This window comes from Actinomycetota bacterium, assembly GCA_035765775.1.
Classification (GTDB): domain Bacteria; phylum Actinomycetota; class CADDZG01; order JAHWKV01; family JAOPZY01; genus DASTWV01.
Map to the genome: position 1 here is coordinate 264,981 of DASTWV010000059.1, position 17,799 is coordinate 282,779.

Genomic DNA, 17,799 nt, shown 5'->3' on the forward strand with positions numbered 1-17,799 from the left:
CTCCTGCCCCCCTACCGGACGTCCGCCAGCAGCAGCGGCGGCACCTTCAAGGCGGTGATCCGGGGGGTGCGGCCGACGGTCTCGGACGCCATCTCCAGGGCGTCGGCCAGCGTCCCCGCCGAGCGGAAGCCGAGGCGGGCCACCGTCTTGCGGTCGCCGCCGACGAAGATCACATCGCCCAGGTGCTGCATGGCATGCGACGCCCAGTACCACATGTAGAACGGGTGGACGCCGTGGTAGGCGTGCGATGTCCGGTACAGGTGGATGTACCAGGGATCGGTGGCGAAGGACTCCTCGTACTTGGACTCGATGACCGCCGGGTCGGTGGTCTCGGCCAGCACCTCCTCGAAGAAGTCCACGTAGCTGGGGTGGTGCACCTGGTGGAACTCCCGGCGCACCGGGTGGAACATGATCATCACGCCGCCCGGCCGCACCAGGGGCTGGTTGCGGTACAGGTTGAAGAAGTAGCCCAGCCCGAGGCACACCACCAGGATCGGGTTCATGATCGAGTTGACGTTGTAGGGCCCGACGAAGGGCAGCCCGGCGATGAGGATGTCGGACTGGCCGTTGACCTCGACCAGCTGCTGGCGGTGCAGGTTGGCGAGGGTGCGGGTGTGCACCGCCTCGGTCTCGCCGGCGTTGATCCCGGTGATGCCGTAGGGCGAGTAGATCTTGTGGAAGATCGAGCGCTTGAGGTGGGCCGGCGCCCGGTCGGTGGACGCCTTGGTGGCCAGGTAGGCGGCCTGGTCCTTCGCCGACCACTCCCACTCCCGGCGCATCAGGAAGTCGAACGGGGGGCCGAAGGTGTCGTTGTTGAGCGTGGTCTCGATGGTGAAGATCTTGACGTGCTCGGCGAGCAGGTGACCCATGCGGGTGGCCGAGGAGTGCAGGGCGCTGGCCGGCGGGTCCATGTAGGAGCGGCTGTGCAGCATCGTGTGGACGTTGTGGTGGTGCTTCAGGCTCTTGTAGCTCGCCAGGCCCACGGGCACGCTCTTGTGGCCGCCGTCCATGGCCACCAGGTTGATGTTCACGTAGACGAGAAGGTCGCTGGTGGCCGCCCGCTTGGAGATCTCGACGTCCTCACCCATCTCGGTCTTGCCCACGTGGATCAGGGCGTCGGGGTCCTCGGCGTCGAAGTTGTACAGGGCGTGGGGCCAGAACGAGCGGTAGACCCGCTCCCCCACCGCCCGCTTGACCTCGGCGGCGGTCATCCGGCGGTGCAGGGCGGTGGCGATGATGATCTCTACGTCGTCCACGCCCGCCCGGGCGGCCCGCTCCAAGACGTGCTCCAGGATGCGGCCCCGGATGTCGGGCGTCTTCATCTGCGGCAGGGGGATTGAGATGTCGTCGATTGCGATGGTCAGCTTCATCCCCCGCGTGAGGAGGGCGGTGAGGGGCTCGCTGCCCTGCGGGTGGTCGAGGGCGTGGTCGATGGCGGCATCGACGTCCTTGATGCCGGGCAGCGACTCCGGCGGGTAGACGACCCGGCTCCCCAGCGGGAGGCGCTCGAGGCGGAACCCCTCGCCGTTGTGGAACAGCAACGGAGGGGTGCGCTCGTCCACCTCCAGCACGAAGCCCGGTCTGCTCACTCCTGCTCCTCTCTGTAGCGTCGAGCTGTAGCGTCGACTCAGGCGTCGAGTCTGGGGTCGAAGGCGATCTTCACGCCCCCCAGCCGGCCCGCCGACATCGCATGATCCACCGCATCCCGGTACCGGGAGAGCGGGTAGGCCTCACTGACCATCCGGCCGAGGTCGGCCTCGGCCACCAGCCGGGTGGCCTCCGGGAAGGCTCCCGACCCGGTGTAGGCCCCCACCAGCTCCAGCTCCCGGAACCACGCGGGCGACAGGTCCGCCCCCTCGGGCATCCCGGCCAGCACGATCCGGCCGCGGCCCTTGGTGGCCCGCAGGGCCAGGTCGAGCGCGTCCTTGGAACCGACGCACTCGAAGGAGACGTCGGCACCGCCCAGCAGGAAGGGCTCGGCCCGCTCGGGGCGCAGGCGGAAGGCCCCGGTGGCCCGGCGGACGGCCCCGATGGCCTCTTTGGAGCTGACCACCGTGGCGCCCAGCTCGGCGGCGAGGCGGGCCTGGCGGCCGTGGCGGACGACGGCGATCACCGCCACGTCGGGCACCATCGATGTAAGGGCAGCGATGGTCAGCAGGCCGACGGTGCCCGCCCCCACCACCAAGACGGTGGCCCCGGGCTGGACGCCGGCCCGGCGCACGGCGTGGATGGCGCACGCGGTCGGCTCGATCATCACCGCCGCCTCGTCGCTCATCCCGGGCGGGACGGGGTGGAGCTGGCTGGTGTGGGCCATCATCGTCCCGCTCCAGCCCCCGCCGGTGGAGTTGCAGTAGCCGGTCTGCAGGCCCGCCTTCAGGTGCCCGGCGACGACCCGTTCGCACAGCCAGGGCTGGCCGCTCTGGCACGGCCCGCACGCCGGGTCGAGGCCCCGGGGGGCGCAGGACAGGACGGGGTCGATGACCACCCGCTGGCCGGCGTGCAGGTCGCCCGCCTCGTCCAGGAGGTCCCCGACCACCTCGTGGCCCGGGATGAAGGGCATCGACACCAGCGCCGAGAAGTAGAAGCTGGAGCGTCCGGCCAGCGTGTTGAGGTCTGATCCGCAGATGCCCGACAGGCGGGGAGCGATGCGCACCCAGCCGGGGCCGGGCGGGGCCTGCTCCCGCCGGTCGACGTAGCGCAGCGGCGACAGCGGGCCGGCGACCAGCCCGGGCATGGAATGGCCGAACGCCCGGGCGCCGAGGTACTTGGGGACGGAGCGGTACAGCTCCAGCGACATGCTCACCAGGTGAAGTCCTCGGGCGTCGGCGGCACCAGCACCTTGGGGGTGCCCTTGCCCGGTTCCCAGATCTCGACCGGCCACCGCCGGGAGTTCGCCATCCGGGCCAGCGGGACCTCGGGGTTCACCGCCACCGGGTGCCCCACCGCCTCCAGCATCGGCAGGTCGGTGAGCGAGTCGGCGTAACCGTAGGAGGCCGAGAGATCGGCCCCCGTGTCCCGGGCGTAGTCGTTGAGCCACGACGCCCGGGCCTCGCCCACCAGCGGGGGCCGGGCGAGGTCGCCGGTGAAGACGCCGTCGAGCTCGCCGAGCGAGGCGCACACCAGCTCGTCGCACAGCGGGCGCAGGCACTCGAAGCAGAAGTCGAGGCCGGCGGTCATCAGGATCACCCGGTGCCCGAGGGCCCGGTGCTGGCGGATGCGGCGGATGGCGGCCGGGGCCATGCGCTTCAGCATCAGCTCGGGCAGCACGGTGTCAGCCAGCGCCCGGATGCCGGCGGCCGAGGCCCCCTCGTACAGGCGGTAGAACTTGCGCAGGAACTCGCCCCGGTCCCGGCGCTCGGCGGAGAGGAAGCCCGGGCCCTTCCCGGCCAGGCCCACGAACTCCCTCGCCCGCTCGAAGCCGTCCTGCTCGGCCATCCTCAGCCACAGGTAGGGCTCGATGACGTTGGAGGCGACGATCACCCGGTCGATGTCGTAGACCGCGAGCACCAGCTGATCCCGGGCGGGTGGGGCCAGCTTCACCGCCGGCTTGGTCCGGGCGGGCGAGACGCGGCGCAACGAGCGCGTGATCTGGGGCAGGTGGATGTCCCGGAAGTAGTGCGCCCACGTGTAGCACGCCGGGTCGAAGCCGAACTCGGCCTGGTCCTCGGCGGGCAGCGTCTCGAACAGCTCCTTGGTGCGCAGGTCGGTGTAGATCACCTCGGCCTCGACGTACGGGCCGTAGAGCTCGGCGTAGCGCTTGGCGAAGTCCAGCCGGCCCCGGAGGTCGTCCACCCGGCGGGCGGTCTTGCGGGCGAACTCGCCGTGCGGCAGGCGGCCGACCGCCTTCTCGGCAGTGGAGATCGCCTTCTCGGCGAAGTCCATCTTGCGCTTGACCGCCAGCCGCCCCGGGAAGGTCCACACCGGGACCTTGTAGGCGCCCCGGCCCCGCTCGGGCAGGGGGTCGTCCAGGAAGTAGGCCCGGCAGTAGTCGTAGAGATCCCGGTACTTCAGCGGGTTGCGGGAGCCGCTGGAGACGTGGTGCACCGCCCGGCGTTTGGGCGGGGAGGCCGCCACCGCCAGGATGGCGTTGACTACCAGGTCCACCGGGATCACGTCCAGTACCCCTTCGGGGATGCCGGGGAACTCGGGCAGGGCGCCCCGGCCGAACGCCAGGATGACGGGCTCGGCCATGCGGAACCCCTCGATCCAGCCCGGGGTGGGGCGCTCCAGGGCGCTCTCGATGATCGAGGGCCGGACGATGGCGAGCGGGTTGTCGCCCGCGGTCTCGTCGAGGGCCAGCTCGGTGAGCGCCTTGGTGAAGGTGTAGGCGTCGGGCCAGCCCAGGCTGCGCGCCCGGGCCCGGCCGTACTCCACCAGCCGGTCCCGTTCCCAGTTGCGCCGGAACTGCTCGGCCCGCTTGGCCACCGACTGGGGGCCGGCCCGGCCGATCTCCTTGCGCGCCTTGGACTCGAAGCTGGCCAGCAGCTCGGGGCGGCGGGAGTCGGCCTCGATGTCGTCCCGGGCCCGGGAGGCGGACTCGGCCTCGGCCCGCCAGCGCACCCGCCGGACGAGGAGCTCCTCGGGCTGCGTGCCCCGGGTGAGCCCGGCGACGTAGGCAGTGGAGACGTGGAGGAAGGGCTTGCCACCGCCGGCGTTGTAGAGGTTCAGGGTGCCCTTGAGGTTGGTCTCGAAGGCATCGTCCACCGCCGGGTCGAACGAGACGGTGGCGGCGGTGTGGATGATGAGGTCGATGTCGTCGGCCACCGGGATCGTGTCCGGCTTGGTGAGGTCGGCGGTGAGGGGCCGGACCTTGGCGGCAGCGAGTTCCCGGAGGGCATCCACGCCCATGGCCTCCACCGTCGGCTTGAAGGCCGAGCCCGACAGGATGGTCTTCAGCCGGGCCGGGCCGTCCCGGCGGATGAGCAGGTCGATGCGCTCGACCGGGATGTCGATCAGCAGGCGTTGCAGGAGCGCGGTGCCCAGGAAACCGGTGGCCCCGGTCATGCAGATGCGCTTGCCTGCCAAGCCTTCTCGGATCATTGTCCCTGTGCGCCCCCGCGCGCGGGTAGAGAGCGGGTGGTGGTGGTCAGCCCCTGAGCGGCATGGCCTGGGGCCCCGATCTGTCTACCGGCCGGTAGATTAGCGCGGCCCGGGCGGAGGCTGCAAGCTCCGGAGGCCGGGGGCGGGCGGTTAGGCTCCCGGCATGGCCCCCGCCGACCCCACCCTCGCGGGCAGCGCCCTGCTGGTCATGGACCTCATGCAGGGCATTGCCGCCCGCTACGCCGAGGCGGGTGCCGGAGAGCTGCTCGAGGCCCTGGGCGGGGCCATCGCCGCCGCCCGGCACGCCGGCATCCCGGTGATCTTCGTGCGGATCGCCTTCCGCGAGGGCTATCCCGAGGTCAGCTCCCGCAACCGGTTCTTCGGCACCCTGCAGCAGCGGGGCGGATTCTCCGAGGCCGACGAGGCCACGGCGATCGTGGCCGCCCTGGGCCCGGAGCCGGGCGACATCACCGTCCTCAAGCGCCGGGTGAGCGCCTTCACCGGCAGCGACCTGGACGTGGTCCTGCGGGCGCAGGGCATCACCACCCTGGTGCTCACCGGGATCTCCACGAGCGGCGTCGTTCTCTCCACGCTGCGGGAAGCGGCCGACCGGGACTACGGCCTCATCGTGCTGGCGGACGGCTGCCTGGACGCCGACCCCGAGGTGCACCGGGTCCTGATGGAGAAGGTCTTCCCCCGGCAGGCGGAGGTGACGACCGTCGACGACTGGTGCGCCCGCCTGCTCCAGTAGGATTCGGGGCTCCTTGGACACCCACCTCAGCGCACAGTCGGAGCGCGTCGCGCTCGTCACCGGGGCCACCGGGTTCATGGCCCACCACCTGATCCCCACTCTGCTGGACCGCGGGTGGGAGGTGCGTGCCACCGCACGGGGACCCCGGCCCGCCTGGCTGGCGGGCGCGGTGGGCTACGGATCGGTGGACCTGGCCGACCCGGGCGCCGACCTCAAAGCCGTGTGCGCCGGCGTCGACACCGTCTTCCACCTGGCGGGCGCCACCAGCTCGCTGTCGTCCCCCGAGGAGATGCACCAGTCCAACGCGGTCGCCACCGCCAACCTGGTCGAGGGGGCGCTAGGGGCGGGCGTGGGCCGCTTCGTGCACATGGGGTCCACATCGGTCTACGGCGAGGAGGAGCCGCTCCCCCAGCCCGTGGTCGAGACCGTCGAGCCACACCCCAGCCGGGGCTACGGCAAGGCGAAGTGGCTGGCGGAGCAGGCGGTCTGGGCCGGCGCCCGCAAGGGCCTCCCGGCCGTGGTGCTGCGCCCCGTGTCGGTGTTCGGGCCGGGCGCCATCAAGCTGGTGGCCAGCGCGGTGCTGGACGTGGCCATCGAGCGCTTCGCCGGGCAGGCCACCTTCGCCGTCGAGCGTGCCCCGGTGGAGCTCCGGCTGGTACACATCGCCGATGTCGTAGGGGCCGCCATGCATCTGGCGACGGCGGACCTCCCCCAGGTCGAGGGGAAGGCTTACAACGTGGTCGCCCCCTGGTACCCCTCCGCCCTCGAGCTGGCCGCGCTGATCACCACCCACCTCGGCCTGGAGCTGCAGGCCTGCGAGGCTCCGCCCTGCGGCCTGTCGCTGACCTCCCGGCGCAAGGCCTGGGAAGCGATGACGGCAGGCGGCATGGTGCCCGCCATCTTGTTCACCGACGAGCGCCTGCGGTTCCTGAAGAAGCAAAACCGCAACAACCGCCTGAGCATCGACGCCCTGCTGGGGACCGGGTACGCCCTCGCCTACGGGACCGCCGAGGCCGTGGCCCGGGGGATGCGGGAGACCATCGACTGGTACCTGGCACAGGGGTGGATCCGGTGACGCTGGAGGCGGTGGTGTTCGACGTGGACGGCACCCTGGCGGACACCGAACGCCACGGTCACCGGGTGGCGTTCAATCAGGCGTTCGCCGAGGCGAACCTGCCCTACGAGTGGGACGCCGAGAGCTATGGCGTGCTGCTGGAGCTGCCCGGCGGCGAGGGGCGCATCGCCCGCTACCTGGCCGCCCAGGGCCACGAGGCCGGGGCGGCGGCATCGATGGCCCGCGCCCTGCACCGGCGCAAGCAGGACCATTTCCTGGCCCTCGTGCGCGCCGGGGCGATCCCGCCCCGCCCCGGCATGCTGCGCCTGATCGACGAGCTGAACGCGGCCGGGGTCCGCCTGGGAGTGGCAACCACCGGGGGCCGGGTGTGGGTGATCGAGTTGCTGCGCACCGTGTTCGGGCCGGTGCGCACCCGGACCTTCGGGGCGGTGGTGACCAGCGAGGACGTCGATGTGCACAAGCCTGACCCGGCCGCCTACCGCATCGCGCTCGAGCGCCTGGACTGCCCAGCGGACCACGCGGTGGCGGTGGAGGACTCCGCGGTGGGGCTGCGGGCGGCGAAGGCGGCCGGCCTGGCCTGCCTGGCGGTGCGCAACAGCTACACGCGGCACCACGACTTCACCGGGGCCGACCTGGTGGTGGACGGGCTGGGCGATGGTGAGGGCAACGGTGAGGGCGCCGGCGTGGTAGCCAACCCGCACGGGATCATCGTCGAGCCGGTGCTGGGCGTCGAGACGCTCCGCCGGCTGGTGTCGGCAACCGCGGCCGCAGCGGCGTGAGCGGGCACGGCTTCCGGCGGGTGGCTCTGGCAGCCACGCTGGTGCTGTGCGCGGCGTGCAGCAGCGGCGGGCCGACCCCGGTGTCGATGCCGGGCTCGGTGGTGAACAAGGGGACGGTCAACCTCGGCTCGGCCGCTGCCCCGTCGGTCACGGTGAACATGGGCGACGACTGGTTCTCCCCCTCCTTCGTCAAGGCGGCGCCCGGTACGGCGGTGACGGTGACCGTGGTCGAGGAGGGCGATGTCGCCCACACCTTCACGATCGATGGGCAGAACATCGACGTGGCCCTCAGCAAGAAGGGCGACCGGCACACGGTGACCGTGACCCTGCCGGCCAACGGCAAGCCGCTCATCTTCTACTGCAAGTACCACCGATCGGTGGGGATGCAGGGCGCCCTCTACTCGTAACCCGGCCCCGTGGGCCGCTGTCGGTCGCCGTCGGCCGCTATGAGATGCTCCTATAGATCGTCAAGCCGTGGCGGCGACCGGTTGGGGGGACTTGGGGGGCCGCGCCGCACAGCTTGGCGAAGCTGGCCTCCGAGCCAGGAATTTTTGGGTCAGACGCCACCGGGCCGCCGCCCCCCATCATTCGGGGGACATTTGTCCCACTGGCCGGGACGAAAGTCCCCCACCTCAGCCCGGACTCGGGCCGCCGCCCACATCATCGCAGGTCGATTGGCACGCGAATGCGGGCAGAGTGACCCCACCCTCCGGCTTATGCCGGGACGGGTCTACACCCCCGGGCGGGCGGCGCCCACGTAGTCGCCCTGCAGCGGCGCCACCTGGACCAGCTCGCCGGTCTCGGGGGCGTGCACCATCATCCCGTTGCCCACGTAGATGCCCACGTGGTGGATCGGGCTCCCGTAGAACACGAGGTCCCCGGGCTGCAGCTGGCTGCGGGCGACGTGGGGCTCGGAGTAGTACTGGGCGGCGGCCGAGTGGGGCAGCGAGATCCCGGCGGCCCGGTAGGCGAACATCGTGAGGCCGGAGCAGTCGAAGCTGCCCGGCCCCGCCCCGGCCCAGAGGTAGGGCTTGCCAATCTGCTCCATGGCCACCCGCAGAGCGGCGCCCGCCGCGCCCGAGGTGGGGAGGGCCGGGAGGTTGGCGGCGGAGGCGGTGGCAGCAGTCAGGCGGGCCTGCACCTGGGCGGCCCGGGCGGCGGCGGCCCGGGCGGCGGCGGTCCGGCTGGCGGCGTTGATCTGGCCGAGGAGCACCTGCTCGGAGGCCAGCTGCGTCTTGAGGTTGGAGCGTTCTGAGGCGAGCTGGGCGCTGATGGCCTGCGCCTGGTTGAGCGCGCTGGCCAGGACGGTGCCGGCGTTCTGGGCGCGCTGGTCGGCGATCTGCAGCTTGGTGATGATCCCCGACTCCCAGCTGCTCACCTGGGTGATCAGCTCCATGCGCTGGTTGAATTCCTTCAGGTCCTTGGAGCTGAGGAACGCCTCCAGGACCGTGGGTGCCCCGACCTTGTAGAACGCTGCCGCCTGCTGCGAGGCCACCTGGACCAGCTCCGCCCGGGTGCCCTGCGCCTTGGCGGACAGGGCCTTGTCGTCGTTGATCTGGGCCTGCACCTGCTGCAGGTGGATCTCGGCCTGGTTGTACTCCTCATCCAGGGTGGCGATCTTGCTGGACAGGGTGTCGATCTGGGCCTGGACCGTCGCCTGCGAGACCGCCCCGGCCGATTGCGGGGGAAGGGTCGGGGCGAGCACAGCCAGGGCACAGGCCAACACAGCCACGGCTGCGGTGCGCCGGTGCGCGCGGTGCGCTCGATGCGAGCTGCGGAGGTCGCCCACCAATCGGGCGAGGGCCAGACGGGCCATGCGGCGACATGCTATCCGGATTGACCAGAACCGAGCCACCCAGGGGCACCGCCGCTAGGTTGTATGGGGGAACTCTAACGAGCGTCGCCCGACGGGGGGCGCACAAAGGGGAACCGAGGGGCTTTGGCTGAGATCAGCATCGTGCGGGGCGACCTCACCACCCAGGAGGTCGACGCCATCGTCAATGCCGCGAACTCCTCGCTGCTGGGCGGCGGCGGCGTGGACGGGGCGATCCACCGCCGGGGCGGCCCCGAGATCCTGGCGGCGTGCCGGGAGCTGCGCAGGACGAGCCACCCGGGCGGGCTCCCGACGGGCGAGGCGGTGGCAACCACTGCCGGCCGGATGGCCGCCCGCTGGGTGATCCACACGGTGGGGCCGGTATGGTCGCCAAGGGAGGACCGCTCCCCCCTGCTGGCTGCCTGCCACACGAATGCCCTGCGGGTGGCGAGCGAGCTGGGGGCCCGGACGATCGCCTTCCCGGCAATCTCCACCGGGGTGTACGGCTACCCGCTGGCCGAGGCGGCGCCGGTGGCGGTGGCCACGGTCCGGGCGGCGGGCGGGGATTTCGACGAGATCCGCTTCGTGCTGTTGGGCGACGAGGCGTACGCCGCCTTCGAGCGGGCCTTGCGCCGTTCCTAGCCTTAGTTCGCTCGGCAAAGGTTCTGGGGACTTTTTGCCGTTTTTTTGACGGAAAAGTTTCCCCAGAACTTCATGCCCGGCCGCGCATGTCGGAGGGCCCCGTCCCTAGCGGGCCGACTCGTCGATGTCCCGGCGCAGCAGGACCAGCGCCCAGGTGGCGACCAGGACCACGAGCAGGATCCCGAGGAACAGGGCCGCCCGATCGGCGTGCACGAAGACGGAGGGCGGCGGGGTCGACAAGAAGCGGGCAGGCCCCCGGATCACCGGATCGACGTGCACCCACCCACCGATGAGGGCCCCGGCGTTCGTGGTGAGCAGCCACCGGATCCACTCCGGGTGCTGGCGGCGCACGACGATCTCGAAGACCACCAGGTAGCCGACCGCCCCGACCAGGGCCGCCGCGGTGTGGCGGGTCAGCCCGGCAATGGCCGCCCCGGCACCGGTCAGGGCCACGACGAGGAGCAGGCCGCGCAGGGAGTACATGAGGATGTGGTGCTTGACCGCGCCCGTGATGCCTGCCGTCGTGCCCCGGGTGGCGGCAATCAGCCAGCCGCCGAAGAGGAGCAGCACGGTGGTCACCACCCCGATGGCGACGAAGGTGATGATGAGCGCAGCCAGCTTGGAGCCCAGCACCCGCAGCCGGCGGGGTTCCCAGGTGAGCAGGAGCGGGAACGTGCCGGCGGTCCACTCGGCCCCGATGAACCCGGTCCCGATGACGAAGCCCAGGATGCTGACCAGCGCGATGGCGGCGACCACCAGATGCGTGCCGTTGTCGGCGAAGGAGAAGCGGGGATCCTGGTAGAGGTCGGATGCGGACGGGGCGAAGATGGTGCACGGGCCAGCGCCCTTGAGCACCGGCCCGGGACCGTCCCGGGAGGCACTCGCCGGGGCGGGCGTGATGGTGACCGACCCCCCGCACGCCTGCTCGAGTCCGGGCGGCCGCTGGGTCAGGAATCCCTGCGCCTCCTGCTGGGCCTTGGCGTGGGCGCCCGCCAGGTCGCGATTGGAGAGGGCCCCGTTCACGACGATGATGGCCAGCACGGTCAGGAACAGGGCGGCCAGCAGCACCCGGAACAGCCGGCGCTTGAACAGGCGCCGGAGCTCGACCTTCGTGAGGCGGATCACGGCGCCCCTCCGGCAGGCGTGCCCGGCACGGGCCGGTCCACCGGCGCCAGCACACCGGTGCCCTGGGCGGAGGGGTCCTCGGTGAGCGAGATGAACACGTCCTCGAGCTCGGCCTGGTCCACGGTGATCTCGTCCAGCCAGATCCCCTGGGCCACCAGGAGGCGGTTGACCTCCCGGGGCGGGGCGCCGCCCACCATGCAATGGCCATTGCCGGCGACCGCGGTGAGCCCCGCCTGGGTCAGGACGGCGGCTGCGGCGGCAGGGTCCTCGACGGTGACCCGGACCCGCCTGGCCGCCGACCCGTCGCCCGTGGCCCCGGCCAGGACCTCGGTCACCGAGCCCGTCCGCAGCGCCCGGCCCCGGGCCACGATGGTGACCGAGGAGCAGACCTGCTCGACCTCATGGAGGAGGTGGGAGGAGAGCAGCACCGTGACGCCCTGCTCGGCCAGCCGGCGCATGAGCGTGCGGACCTCCCGCATGCCGCCCGGGTCGAGGCCATTGGTGGGCTCGTCGAGCAGCAGGAGCCGGGGCCGCTTTAGGAGGGCACCGGCGATGCCGAGCCGCTGGCGCATGCCGAGCGAGTAGGCCCTGACCGGGTCGTTCTCCCGACCGATCAGCCCGACGGTCTCCAGGGCCTCGTCCACCCGCTTGGCGTCGAACCCGGCGACATCGGCCAGCAGGCCGAGGTTGTAGCGTCCGCTAAAGGGCGGGAAGAACCGGGGGCTCTCGACAACCGAGCTCATCGAGTTCACGACGTCGGCGAGCCCGCCGGGCAGGGAGTGGCCGAGCACCGAGACCGCCCCCGAGTCGGCGTGGACCAGGCCGGTCAGGACCCGGAGGGTGGTGGTCTTACCGCTCCCGTTGGGGCCGAGGAAGCCGTGGACCTCGCCCTGGGGGACGGTCAGATCCAGCCCGTCGAGGGCCCGGCGGGGCTGGCCCCGGAAGCCACCCCGGTAGGTCTTGCGCAGGCCGCGGACTTCAACGGCGATCATCGAGGTTGCCTTTCACCAGCCGCCCGCACCCGGGGCAACTATACACTACGGGTATAGCGTGCGCGGGCAGGTGCCTACTTCTCCGCCGCTCGAGCCCCTCCCGAGCGGCGCCCCGGCCCAGAAGCCTTACGGCTAGAAACCTTACGGCGAGAGCTTGTAGCCCAGGCCCCGGATGGTCTTCACATGCTCCGGCTGCCGGGGGTCCTGCTCGATCTTGGCCCGCAGCCGCTTGATGTGGACGTCCAGGGTGCGGGTGTCACCGAAGTACTCCACGCCCCAGACCTCGGACAGCAGCACCTGGCGGGTCACGAGCTTGCCCGGGCGCAGCATGAAGGCCTCCAGGAGGGCGAACTCCTTGGGCGGCAGCTCGACCTGCTCGCCGCGCACCGAGACCTCGTGGCGCTGGGTGTCCATCTCGATCGGCCCCACCACCAGGCTGCCGCCCCGGGCCCCCTCCCCGCCCTTGGCGGGCAGCATCCCGGCCCGGCGCAGGTGCGCCCGGACCCGGGTGACCAGCTCCCGCATGGAAAAGGGCTTGGTGACGTAGTCGTCGGCGCCGATCTCCAGGCCCGCCACCTTGTCGGCCTCCCGGTCCTTGGCGGTGAGGATGACGATGGGCACCCCGGACTCGGCCCGGATGATGCGGCACAGGTCCAGCCCGTTCATGCGCGGCAGCATGAGGTCCAGGATCACCAGGGCAGGCGAGCGCTCCCGGAACAGGTCGAGGCCCCGCGCGCCGTCCATCGCCGACAGGGCCTCGAAGCCCTCCCGCTGCAGCTGGTAGCAGATGGCCCCGACCAGGGCCTCCTCGTCCTCGACCACCAGGATGGGTCCGGCGACGGCGGGTGCCTCGGGGAACTCGGCACCGGTGGCCAGGTCAGAGCTGCTCAACGTCCGGCCTCCGTCAGCTTCGCATTGGCCTCCACCTCGGGGTGCGAGGCGTCGGTGAACTCCTCGAAGACGCCGGTGACCAGGTAGGCCACCTGCTCGCCGATGTCCACCGCGTGGTCGCCCACCCGTTCGATCTGGCGGGACACCAGGTGCATCTGGACGCCCCATTCCAGCATCGGTTTGCCCCGGGACTCGGTGAGGATCTCGGCCAGCATGCCCCGGTTCAGGTCGTCCAGCGGCTCGTCCATCGTCGGCAGCGCCCGGGCGAGATTGTTGTCGCGACGCTCGAGGGCGTCCATGGCGGCCGCCAGCATCTCGAGGGCGATGGCCCCCATGGTGCGCAGGTGGCCGAGCACGGTGGGCTGCTGGGGCAGCCCGTGGGCGGCGGCCGTGATCTTGGCGACGTTCACCGCCATGTCGGCGATGCGCTCCAGGTGCAGGTTGATGTGGAGGAGCGCCGCCAGCAGGCGCAGATCGCTGGCCACCGGGCCCTGCAGGGCAAACAGCTCGACGACCCCCTGCTCGATCTCGATGTAGAGGGCATCGACGCTGTCGTCGCCCGCCACCACGGCCTCACAGCTGGCGAGGTCGTCCGCCTCGATGGTGGCGAGGCCGGCCCGGAAGAGGTCGCTCGCCCCCCGTCCCATCACCTGGATCTGCTGCTCCAGGTGGGCGAGCTGCTCGTGGAAACGCTTGCGGGTCTCGACCATCAGCCGAACCGCCCCGTGATGTAGCCCTCGGTGCGTTTGTCCTCGGGCTGAGTGAAGATCTTCTTGGTGGGGCCGACCTCGATGATCCGCCCGGGGTCGCCGGTGTTCTCGGCCAGGAGGAAGGCGGTGCGGTCCGCCACCCGGGCGGCCTGCTGCATGTTGTGGGTGACCAGCACGATGGTGTAGCGCTCGCGTAGCTCCATGATCAGGTCCTCGATCTTGAGGGTGGCGACCGGGTCCAGGGCCGAGCACGGCTCGTCCATGAGCAGGATCTCGGGCTCGACCGCGGTGGCCCGGGCGATGCACAGCCGTTGCTGCTGCCCGCCGGACAGGCCGGTGGCCGGGGAGCCGAGCCGGTCCTTGACCTCGTCCCAGAGGCCTGCTCCGGTCAACGCCTTCTCGGCGATCTCGTTGATCTCCGTGCGGGACTTCCGGCCGTTCAGGCGGTACCCGGCCACCACGTTCTCCTCGATCGACATGGTCGGGAACGGGTTGGGGCGCTGGAACACCATGCCCACAGCCCGCCGGACGGCGACCGGGTCCATAGCGTCGTCGTAGATGTTCTCGCCGTCCAGGCTGACCGTGCCCTCGGCCCGGGCGCCCGGGATCAGCTCATGCAGCCGGTTGAGACACCGGATGAACGTGGACTTGCCGCACCCGGAGGGGCCGATGAGGGCCGTGACCTGGTTGGGCTCGACCGAGAGCGACATGTCCTCGATGGCGAGGCGGCTGCCGTACCAGGCGTTCAGGTTGGAGATCTCGAGGCTCGATGCCATCAGGTGACACTCCTTCGGGCGGTGACGAACCGCGCGGCCAACGTGAGGATCAGGACAAATGCAAGGAGCGTGAGGGCGGCGCCCCACGCCCTGGCCACCTGGGGGTCGTAGGCCGAGGTAGCACCGCTGAAGATGGCCACCGGCAGCGAGCTGATGGGCTGCGTGATCTTGAACGACATGAACTGCCAGTCCAGGGCGGTGAAGAGCAGTGGGGCGGTCTCCCCCGCCGCCCGGGAGACGGCCAGCATGGCGCCGGTGGTGATGCCGGCGCCCGCCGAGGGCAGGACCACCTTCAGCACGGTCTTCCACTTGGGCGTGCCCAGCGCCAGGGACGCCTCCCGGATGCCGGAGGGCACCCGCAGGAGCATTTCCTCGGTGGTGCGCAGCACGATGGGCCACATGATCATGCCGAGGGCGAGTGCCCCGGCCAGGCCGGAGTAGTGGTGGACGTAGACCACCACGAGGCCGTAGGCGAAGACCCCGAACAGAATCGAGGGGATCCCGGTCATCACCTCGGCGAAGAAGCGCACCAGCCGGGCCAGGCGGGTCCCGGGGGCGAACTCGGCCAGGTACACCGCTCCCAGGATGCCGAGGGGGATGAACACCACCGACGCGAGCAGCACCATGAGCACCGTGCCGATGATGGCGTTGCCCACGCCCCCGGCCGTCGAGGTGGGGTCGCCGGGCGGCGGCTGCGTGAAGAACGAGACGCCGTGGATGGCGTGGAGCCCCTTGATGATCACCTCGATGAGGATCGACACCAGGGGCACGGCGGACAGCACGAGGGCGGCCACCATCGCCACGAGCATCGCCTTGTCCACGACCTTGCGCCGGGTGGAGGCGGTCTGCATCGCCCTTGCCATCGCCCTAGCCCCCCGCCTTGCGCACCAGCAGGCGGGCGCCGATGTCGATCACGACCGTCACCAGGAACAGGACGATGCCGATGCCGATGAGGGCCTGGACGTGGAGGTGCTCGATGGCCTCGTTGAACTCGTTGGCAATGACGCTGGCCATCGAGTAGCCCGAGGCGAAGAGCGAATGGTTGACCGCCGGGACGTCGCCGATGAGCATGAGGACGGCCACCGTTTCGCCGAGCGCCCGCCCGAGGCCGAGGATCAGGGCGCCCATGATGCCCGTCCGGGCGGGCGGCAGGACCGCCATGCGGATCATCTCCCAGCGGGTGGCGCCCAGGGCGTAGCCAGCCTCCCTGGCGTCGCGGGGGATGGTCAGCATGACCTCACGCGACACCGCCGAGATGGTGGGCAGGATCATGATCGCCAGCACCACGCCGGCGGCGAAGAACCCGCTGCCGTTGCCCCCGATCGGCCCGGAGAAGATGGGGATCGCCCTGCCGAGCGAATCGGCCAGCGCCCGCTCGACCGGCAGCAGGATGGGCAGCAGGACGTAGATCCCCCACAGACCGTAGATCACCGAGGGGACCGCGGCCAGAAGGTCGATGACGCTGCCGACCGGGCGGCGCAGCCGGGCCGGGCACAGCTCGGAGATGAACAGGGCGGTGCCGACCCCGAGCGGCGTGGCGATCACCAGGGCAATCGCCGACGTGATGACCGTGCCCAGGATGAACGGGAGGGCGCCGAACACGCCGTTGGCCGGGGCCCAGGTGGAGCCCCACACCCACGAGATGCCCTTCTCTTTCCATATGGGCGCCGACAGCTGGGCCAGGCGGACGATCATCAGCCCCAGCGCCCCCAGGAGCAGGAGGGCACCACCCATCGCAACGCCCCGGGCGACGCCCTCGGAAGGGCGTCGCCCGGTCAGCGTACGGCGGTGCGTAGTGGGGGCAGTAGTTACGGCCAAGGCAGGGTCTTCGGAACCAATGCGCACTCTGCCTCGTCTAGCTGCCCATCAGGGCCGTGCCGTTATACGTCACGGACTTGAGGGCCGCGATGGCCTTTGTCGCCAGGTCCGGCGGCAGCTCCACGTAGTCCAACGCGGCCTCCTCGGCCTGACCGGTGGTGAGCCCCCAGGCGAGGAAGTTCACCACGGCCTTGCCCTTGGCGCCGTCGGCCTGCTGCTGGTACAGGATGGCATAGGTGGGCCCGGCAATCGGGTACGAGGAGGCGCCGGGCTCGTTCAGCAGGTTGAAGATCAGGTTGTCGCCGGTGAGGCTCGAGGCGCTGAAGTTCGACGCCGCCGAAGCCGTGTTCGACACCGTAGGCGCCAGGTAGGCCGACTTGTCGGCGTTCTGGATCAGCGCGGTCTGGGTGTTGTTCTGGAGGGCGTAGGTCAGCTCGACGTAGCCGATGGCCCCGGGGGTGGTCTTGACCAGCTGGTCCACGCCCGTGCTCTTGGCGCCTGCTTTGAACTGGGCCGTCGTGGGCCAGGTGGGGATGGTGCCCGCACCGATGGCTGTCTTGAAGCCGGCCGAGACTGTCGACAGGTAGCTGGTGAAGATGAAGGTCGTCCCCGAACCGTCCGAGCGGTGGACGACGGACACCGGGGTGCTCGGCAGGTTGACGCCCGGGTTGTCCGCCTTGACCTCAGCGTTGTTCCACGCCGGGATCTTGCCCGAGAAGATGTCGGCCAGCGTCTGGGCACTGAGCTGCAGCTTGCTGACCCCGGTCAGGTTGTAGGTCACCGCCACCGCGCCCAGGGCAGTGGGGATGTTGAGGATCGGGTCGGTGTGGGTCTCGGTAGCAGCCGGGATGTACGGGGCGTCGGTGCCGGCGAAGTCGACCACCTTGTGCAGCAGGTCGGAGATCCCCTGAGAGGAACCCGTGCCGCTGTAGCTCACCTGGGTGCCCTTGGAGGCGTAGCCGGTTGCCCACTTGACGTACAGCGGCTGGGCGAACGTACTCCCGTCGGCGGTCAGCGCGGAAGCGGCGGTGATCGACGATGACCCGCCGCCGGTGGCTCCCGTTGAGGCATAGGTGCCTGTGTTGGTCTTGCTGCTGCACGCTACGGCGGTCATGCCCACGAGAGCAGCGATCCCAACGAGCGTCTTCCCACGTCTCATCCCGGCGTTCCTCCCTTTGTGTGCTGTGTCCGGACTCACCGGGGGAGCGCGCCGCGCGCCACCCCGGCTTACAACGCGACGCTAGGGGCCGGGGAGGGCCGGTTGGTGGTCTCCACGCGAACTCTGTGTGAACTTCTCGCCCTTCTTCGCCGGATCGGGCGGGCGGCGGGGCCGCGTATGGTGAAATACAGATGAAATTGGGGTGAAAACCGTGAAAACTGGAGGCCG

Annotated in this window: 17 protein-coding genes; 5 read left to right on the forward strand and 12 right to left on the reverse strand. The window is 70.8% G+C overall.

What is annotated here, in order from left to right; all coding sequences use genetic code 11:
• Positions 1 to 11 precede the first annotated feature (11 nt).
• The 3 genes from VFW71_15050 to VFW71_15060 are packed head-to-tail and all read right to left on the reverse strand — an operon-like array spanning position 12 to position 5,025.
• On the reverse strand, positions 12 to 1,589 hold the full coding sequence (locus VFW71_15050; protein HEU5004078.1) for a lactate racemase domain-containing protein: 1,578 nt from the start codon (positions 1,587 to 1,589) through the stop codon (positions 12 to 14).
• A gap of 38 nt (positions 1,590 to 1,627) precedes the next feature.
• Positions 1,628 to 2,797, reverse strand: a complete 1,170-nt coding sequence (locus VFW71_15055) for a zinc-binding dehydrogenase (protein HEU5004079.1) — start codon at positions 2,795 to 2,797, stop codon at positions 1,628 to 1,630.
• 2 nt (positions 2,798 to 2,799) lie between these two features.
• Positions 2,800 to 5,025, reverse strand: coding sequence for an SDR family oxidoreductase (locus VFW71_15060; protein ID HEU5004080.1), 2,226 nt, complete (start codon positions 5,023 to 5,025; stop codon positions 2,800 to 2,802).
• 178 nt (positions 5,026 to 5,203) lie between these two features.
• Between VFW71_15060 and VFW71_15065 the strand changes: the two genes are divergently transcribed.
• Genes VFW71_15065 through VFW71_15080 form a run of 4 tightly spaced genes read left to right on the forward strand, consistent with a single transcriptional unit; the run spans position 5,204 to position 8,052 of the window.
• Positions 5,204 to 5,791 (forward strand): isochorismatase family cysteine hydrolase, encoded by a 588-nt coding sequence (locus VFW71_15065; GenBank protein ID HEU5004081.1) that lies wholly within the window; start codon positions 5,204 to 5,206, stop codon positions 5,789 to 5,791.
• A 13-nt stretch (positions 5,792 to 5,804) separates the two neighbouring features.
• A complete protein-coding gene (locus VFW71_15070; protein HEU5004082.1) occupies positions 5,805 to 6,866 on the forward strand; it encodes an NAD(P)-dependent oxidoreductase in 1,062 nt (353 codons plus the stop codon).
• On the forward strand, positions 6,863 to 7,645 hold the full coding sequence (locus tag VFW71_15075) for an HAD-IA family hydrolase (GenBank protein ID HEU5004083.1): 783 nt from the start codon (positions 6,863 to 6,865) through the stop codon (positions 7,643 to 7,645). Before VFW71_15070 ends, VFW71_15075 begins: the two co-directional genes overlap by 4 nt.
• Complete coding sequence (locus VFW71_15080) at positions 7,642 to 8,052, forward strand: cupredoxin domain-containing protein (GenBank protein ID HEU5004084.1); 411 nt, start codon at positions 7,642 to 7,644, stop codon at positions 8,050 to 8,052. The genes VFW71_15075 and VFW71_15080 overlap by 4 nt, the downstream gene beginning before the upstream one ends.
• 323 nt (positions 8,053 to 8,375) lie before the next feature.
• Here VFW71_15080 and VFW71_15085 read toward each other — a convergent pair whose 3' ends face one another.
• On the reverse strand, positions 8,376 to 9,461 hold the full coding sequence (locus VFW71_15085) for an NlpC/P60 family protein (protein ID HEU5004085.1): 1,086 nt from the start codon (positions 9,459 to 9,461) through the stop codon (positions 8,376 to 8,378).
• A 123-nt stretch (positions 9,462 to 9,584) separates the two neighbouring features.
• On the opposite strand from VFW71_15085, the gene VFW71_15090 reads away from it, so the two are divergent.
• The gene (locus VFW71_15090; GenBank protein ID HEU5004086.1) at positions 9,585 to 10,100 is read left to right on the forward strand and encodes an O-acetyl-ADP-ribose deacetylase; all 516 of its coding nucleotides are present in this window, start codon (positions 9,585 to 9,587) and stop codon (positions 10,098 to 10,100) included.
• A 105-nt stretch (positions 10,101 to 10,205) separates the two neighbouring features.
• Here the strand turns inward: VFW71_15090 and VFW71_15095 are convergent, their stop codons facing one another.
• From VFW71_15095 to pstS, 8 genes are all read right to left on the reverse strand, one after another.
• Entirely contained in the window at positions 10,206 to 11,225 is a 1,020-nt protein-coding gene (locus VFW71_15095; protein ID HEU5004087.1) for an ABC transporter permease subunit, read from the reverse strand.
• On the reverse strand, positions 11,222 to 12,217 hold the full coding sequence (locus VFW71_15100; protein ID HEU5004088.1) for an ABC transporter ATP-binding protein: 996 nt from the start codon (positions 12,215 to 12,217) through the stop codon (positions 11,222 to 11,224). The genes VFW71_15095 and VFW71_15100 overlap by 4 nt, the downstream gene beginning before the upstream one ends.
• A gap of 141 nt (positions 12,218 to 12,358) precedes the next feature.
• Positions 12,359 to 13,045 carry a response regulator transcription factor gene (locus VFW71_15105; GenBank protein ID HEU5004089.1) on the reverse strand — a complete coding sequence of 229 codons (687 nt, stop codon included), beginning with the start codon at positions 13,043 to 13,045 and terminating at the stop codon, positions 12,359 to 12,361.
• Positions 13,046 to 13,104: 59 nt separating this feature from the next.
• Entirely contained in the window at positions 13,105 to 13,818 is a 714-nt protein-coding gene (phoU, locus tag VFW71_15110) for a phosphate signaling complex protein PhoU (GenBank protein ID HEU5004090.1), read from the reverse strand.
• Entirely contained in the window at positions 13,818 to 14,594 is a 777-nt protein-coding gene (pstB, locus tag VFW71_15115) for a phosphate ABC transporter ATP-binding protein PstB (protein HEU5004091.1), read from the reverse strand. The genes phoU and pstB overlap by 1 nt, the downstream gene beginning before the upstream one ends.
• Entirely contained in the window at positions 14,594 to 15,457 is an 864-nt protein-coding gene (gene pstA / locus VFW71_15120; protein ID HEU5004092.1) for a phosphate ABC transporter permease PstA, read from the reverse strand. The genes pstB and pstA overlap by 1 nt, the downstream gene beginning before the upstream one ends.
• Positions 15,458 to 15,461: 4 nt before the next feature.
• Positions 15,462 to 16,439, reverse strand: a complete 978-nt coding sequence (pstC, locus tag VFW71_15125) for a phosphate ABC transporter permease subunit PstC (GenBank protein ID HEU5004093.1) — start codon at positions 16,437 to 16,439, stop codon at positions 15,462 to 15,464.
• A gap of 10 nt (positions 16,440 to 16,449) precedes the next feature.
• Positions 16,450 to 17,571 carry a phosphate ABC transporter substrate-binding protein PstS gene (gene pstS / locus VFW71_15130; GenBank protein HEU5004094.1) on the reverse strand — a complete coding sequence of 374 codons (1,122 nt, stop codon included), beginning with the start codon at positions 17,569 to 17,571 and terminating at the stop codon, positions 16,450 to 16,452.
• Between the last annotated feature and the right edge of the window lie 228 nt (positions 17,572 to 17,799).

Excerpts from the sequence above, each read along its gene's own strand:
- pstS (HEU5004094.1), bottom strand. The coding sequence starts at position 17,571 with ATGAGACGTGGGAAGACGCTCGTTGGGATCGCTGCTCTCGTGGGCATG.
- VFW71_15100 (HEU5004088.1), bottom strand. The coding sequence starts at position 12,217 with ATGATCGCCGTTGAAGTCCGCGGCCTGCGCAAGACCTACCGGGGTGGC.
- pstA (HEU5004092.1), bottom strand. The coding sequence starts at position 15,457 with ATGGCAAGGGCGATGCAGACCGCCTCCACCCGGCGCAAGGTCGTGGAC.
- pstB (HEU5004091.1), bottom strand. The coding sequence starts at position 14,594 with ATGGCATCGAGCCTCGAGATCTCCAACCTGAACGCCTGGTACGGCAGC.
- VFW71_15065 (HEU5004081.1), top strand. The coding sequence starts at position 5,204 with ATGGCCCCCGCCGACCCCACCCTCGCGGGCAGCGCCCTGCTGGTCATG.
- VFW71_15085 (HEU5004085.1), bottom strand. The coding sequence starts at position 9,461 with ATGGCCCGTCTGGCCCTCGCCCGATTGGTGGGCGACCTCCGCAGCTCG.
- phoU (HEU5004090.1), bottom strand. The coding sequence starts at position 13,818 with ATGGTCGAGACCCGCAAGCGTTTCCACGAGCAGCTCGCCCACCTGGAG.
- VFW71_15055 (HEU5004079.1), bottom strand. The coding sequence starts at position 2,797 with ATGTCGCTGGAGCTGTACCGCTCCGTCCCCAAGTACCTCGGCGCCCGG.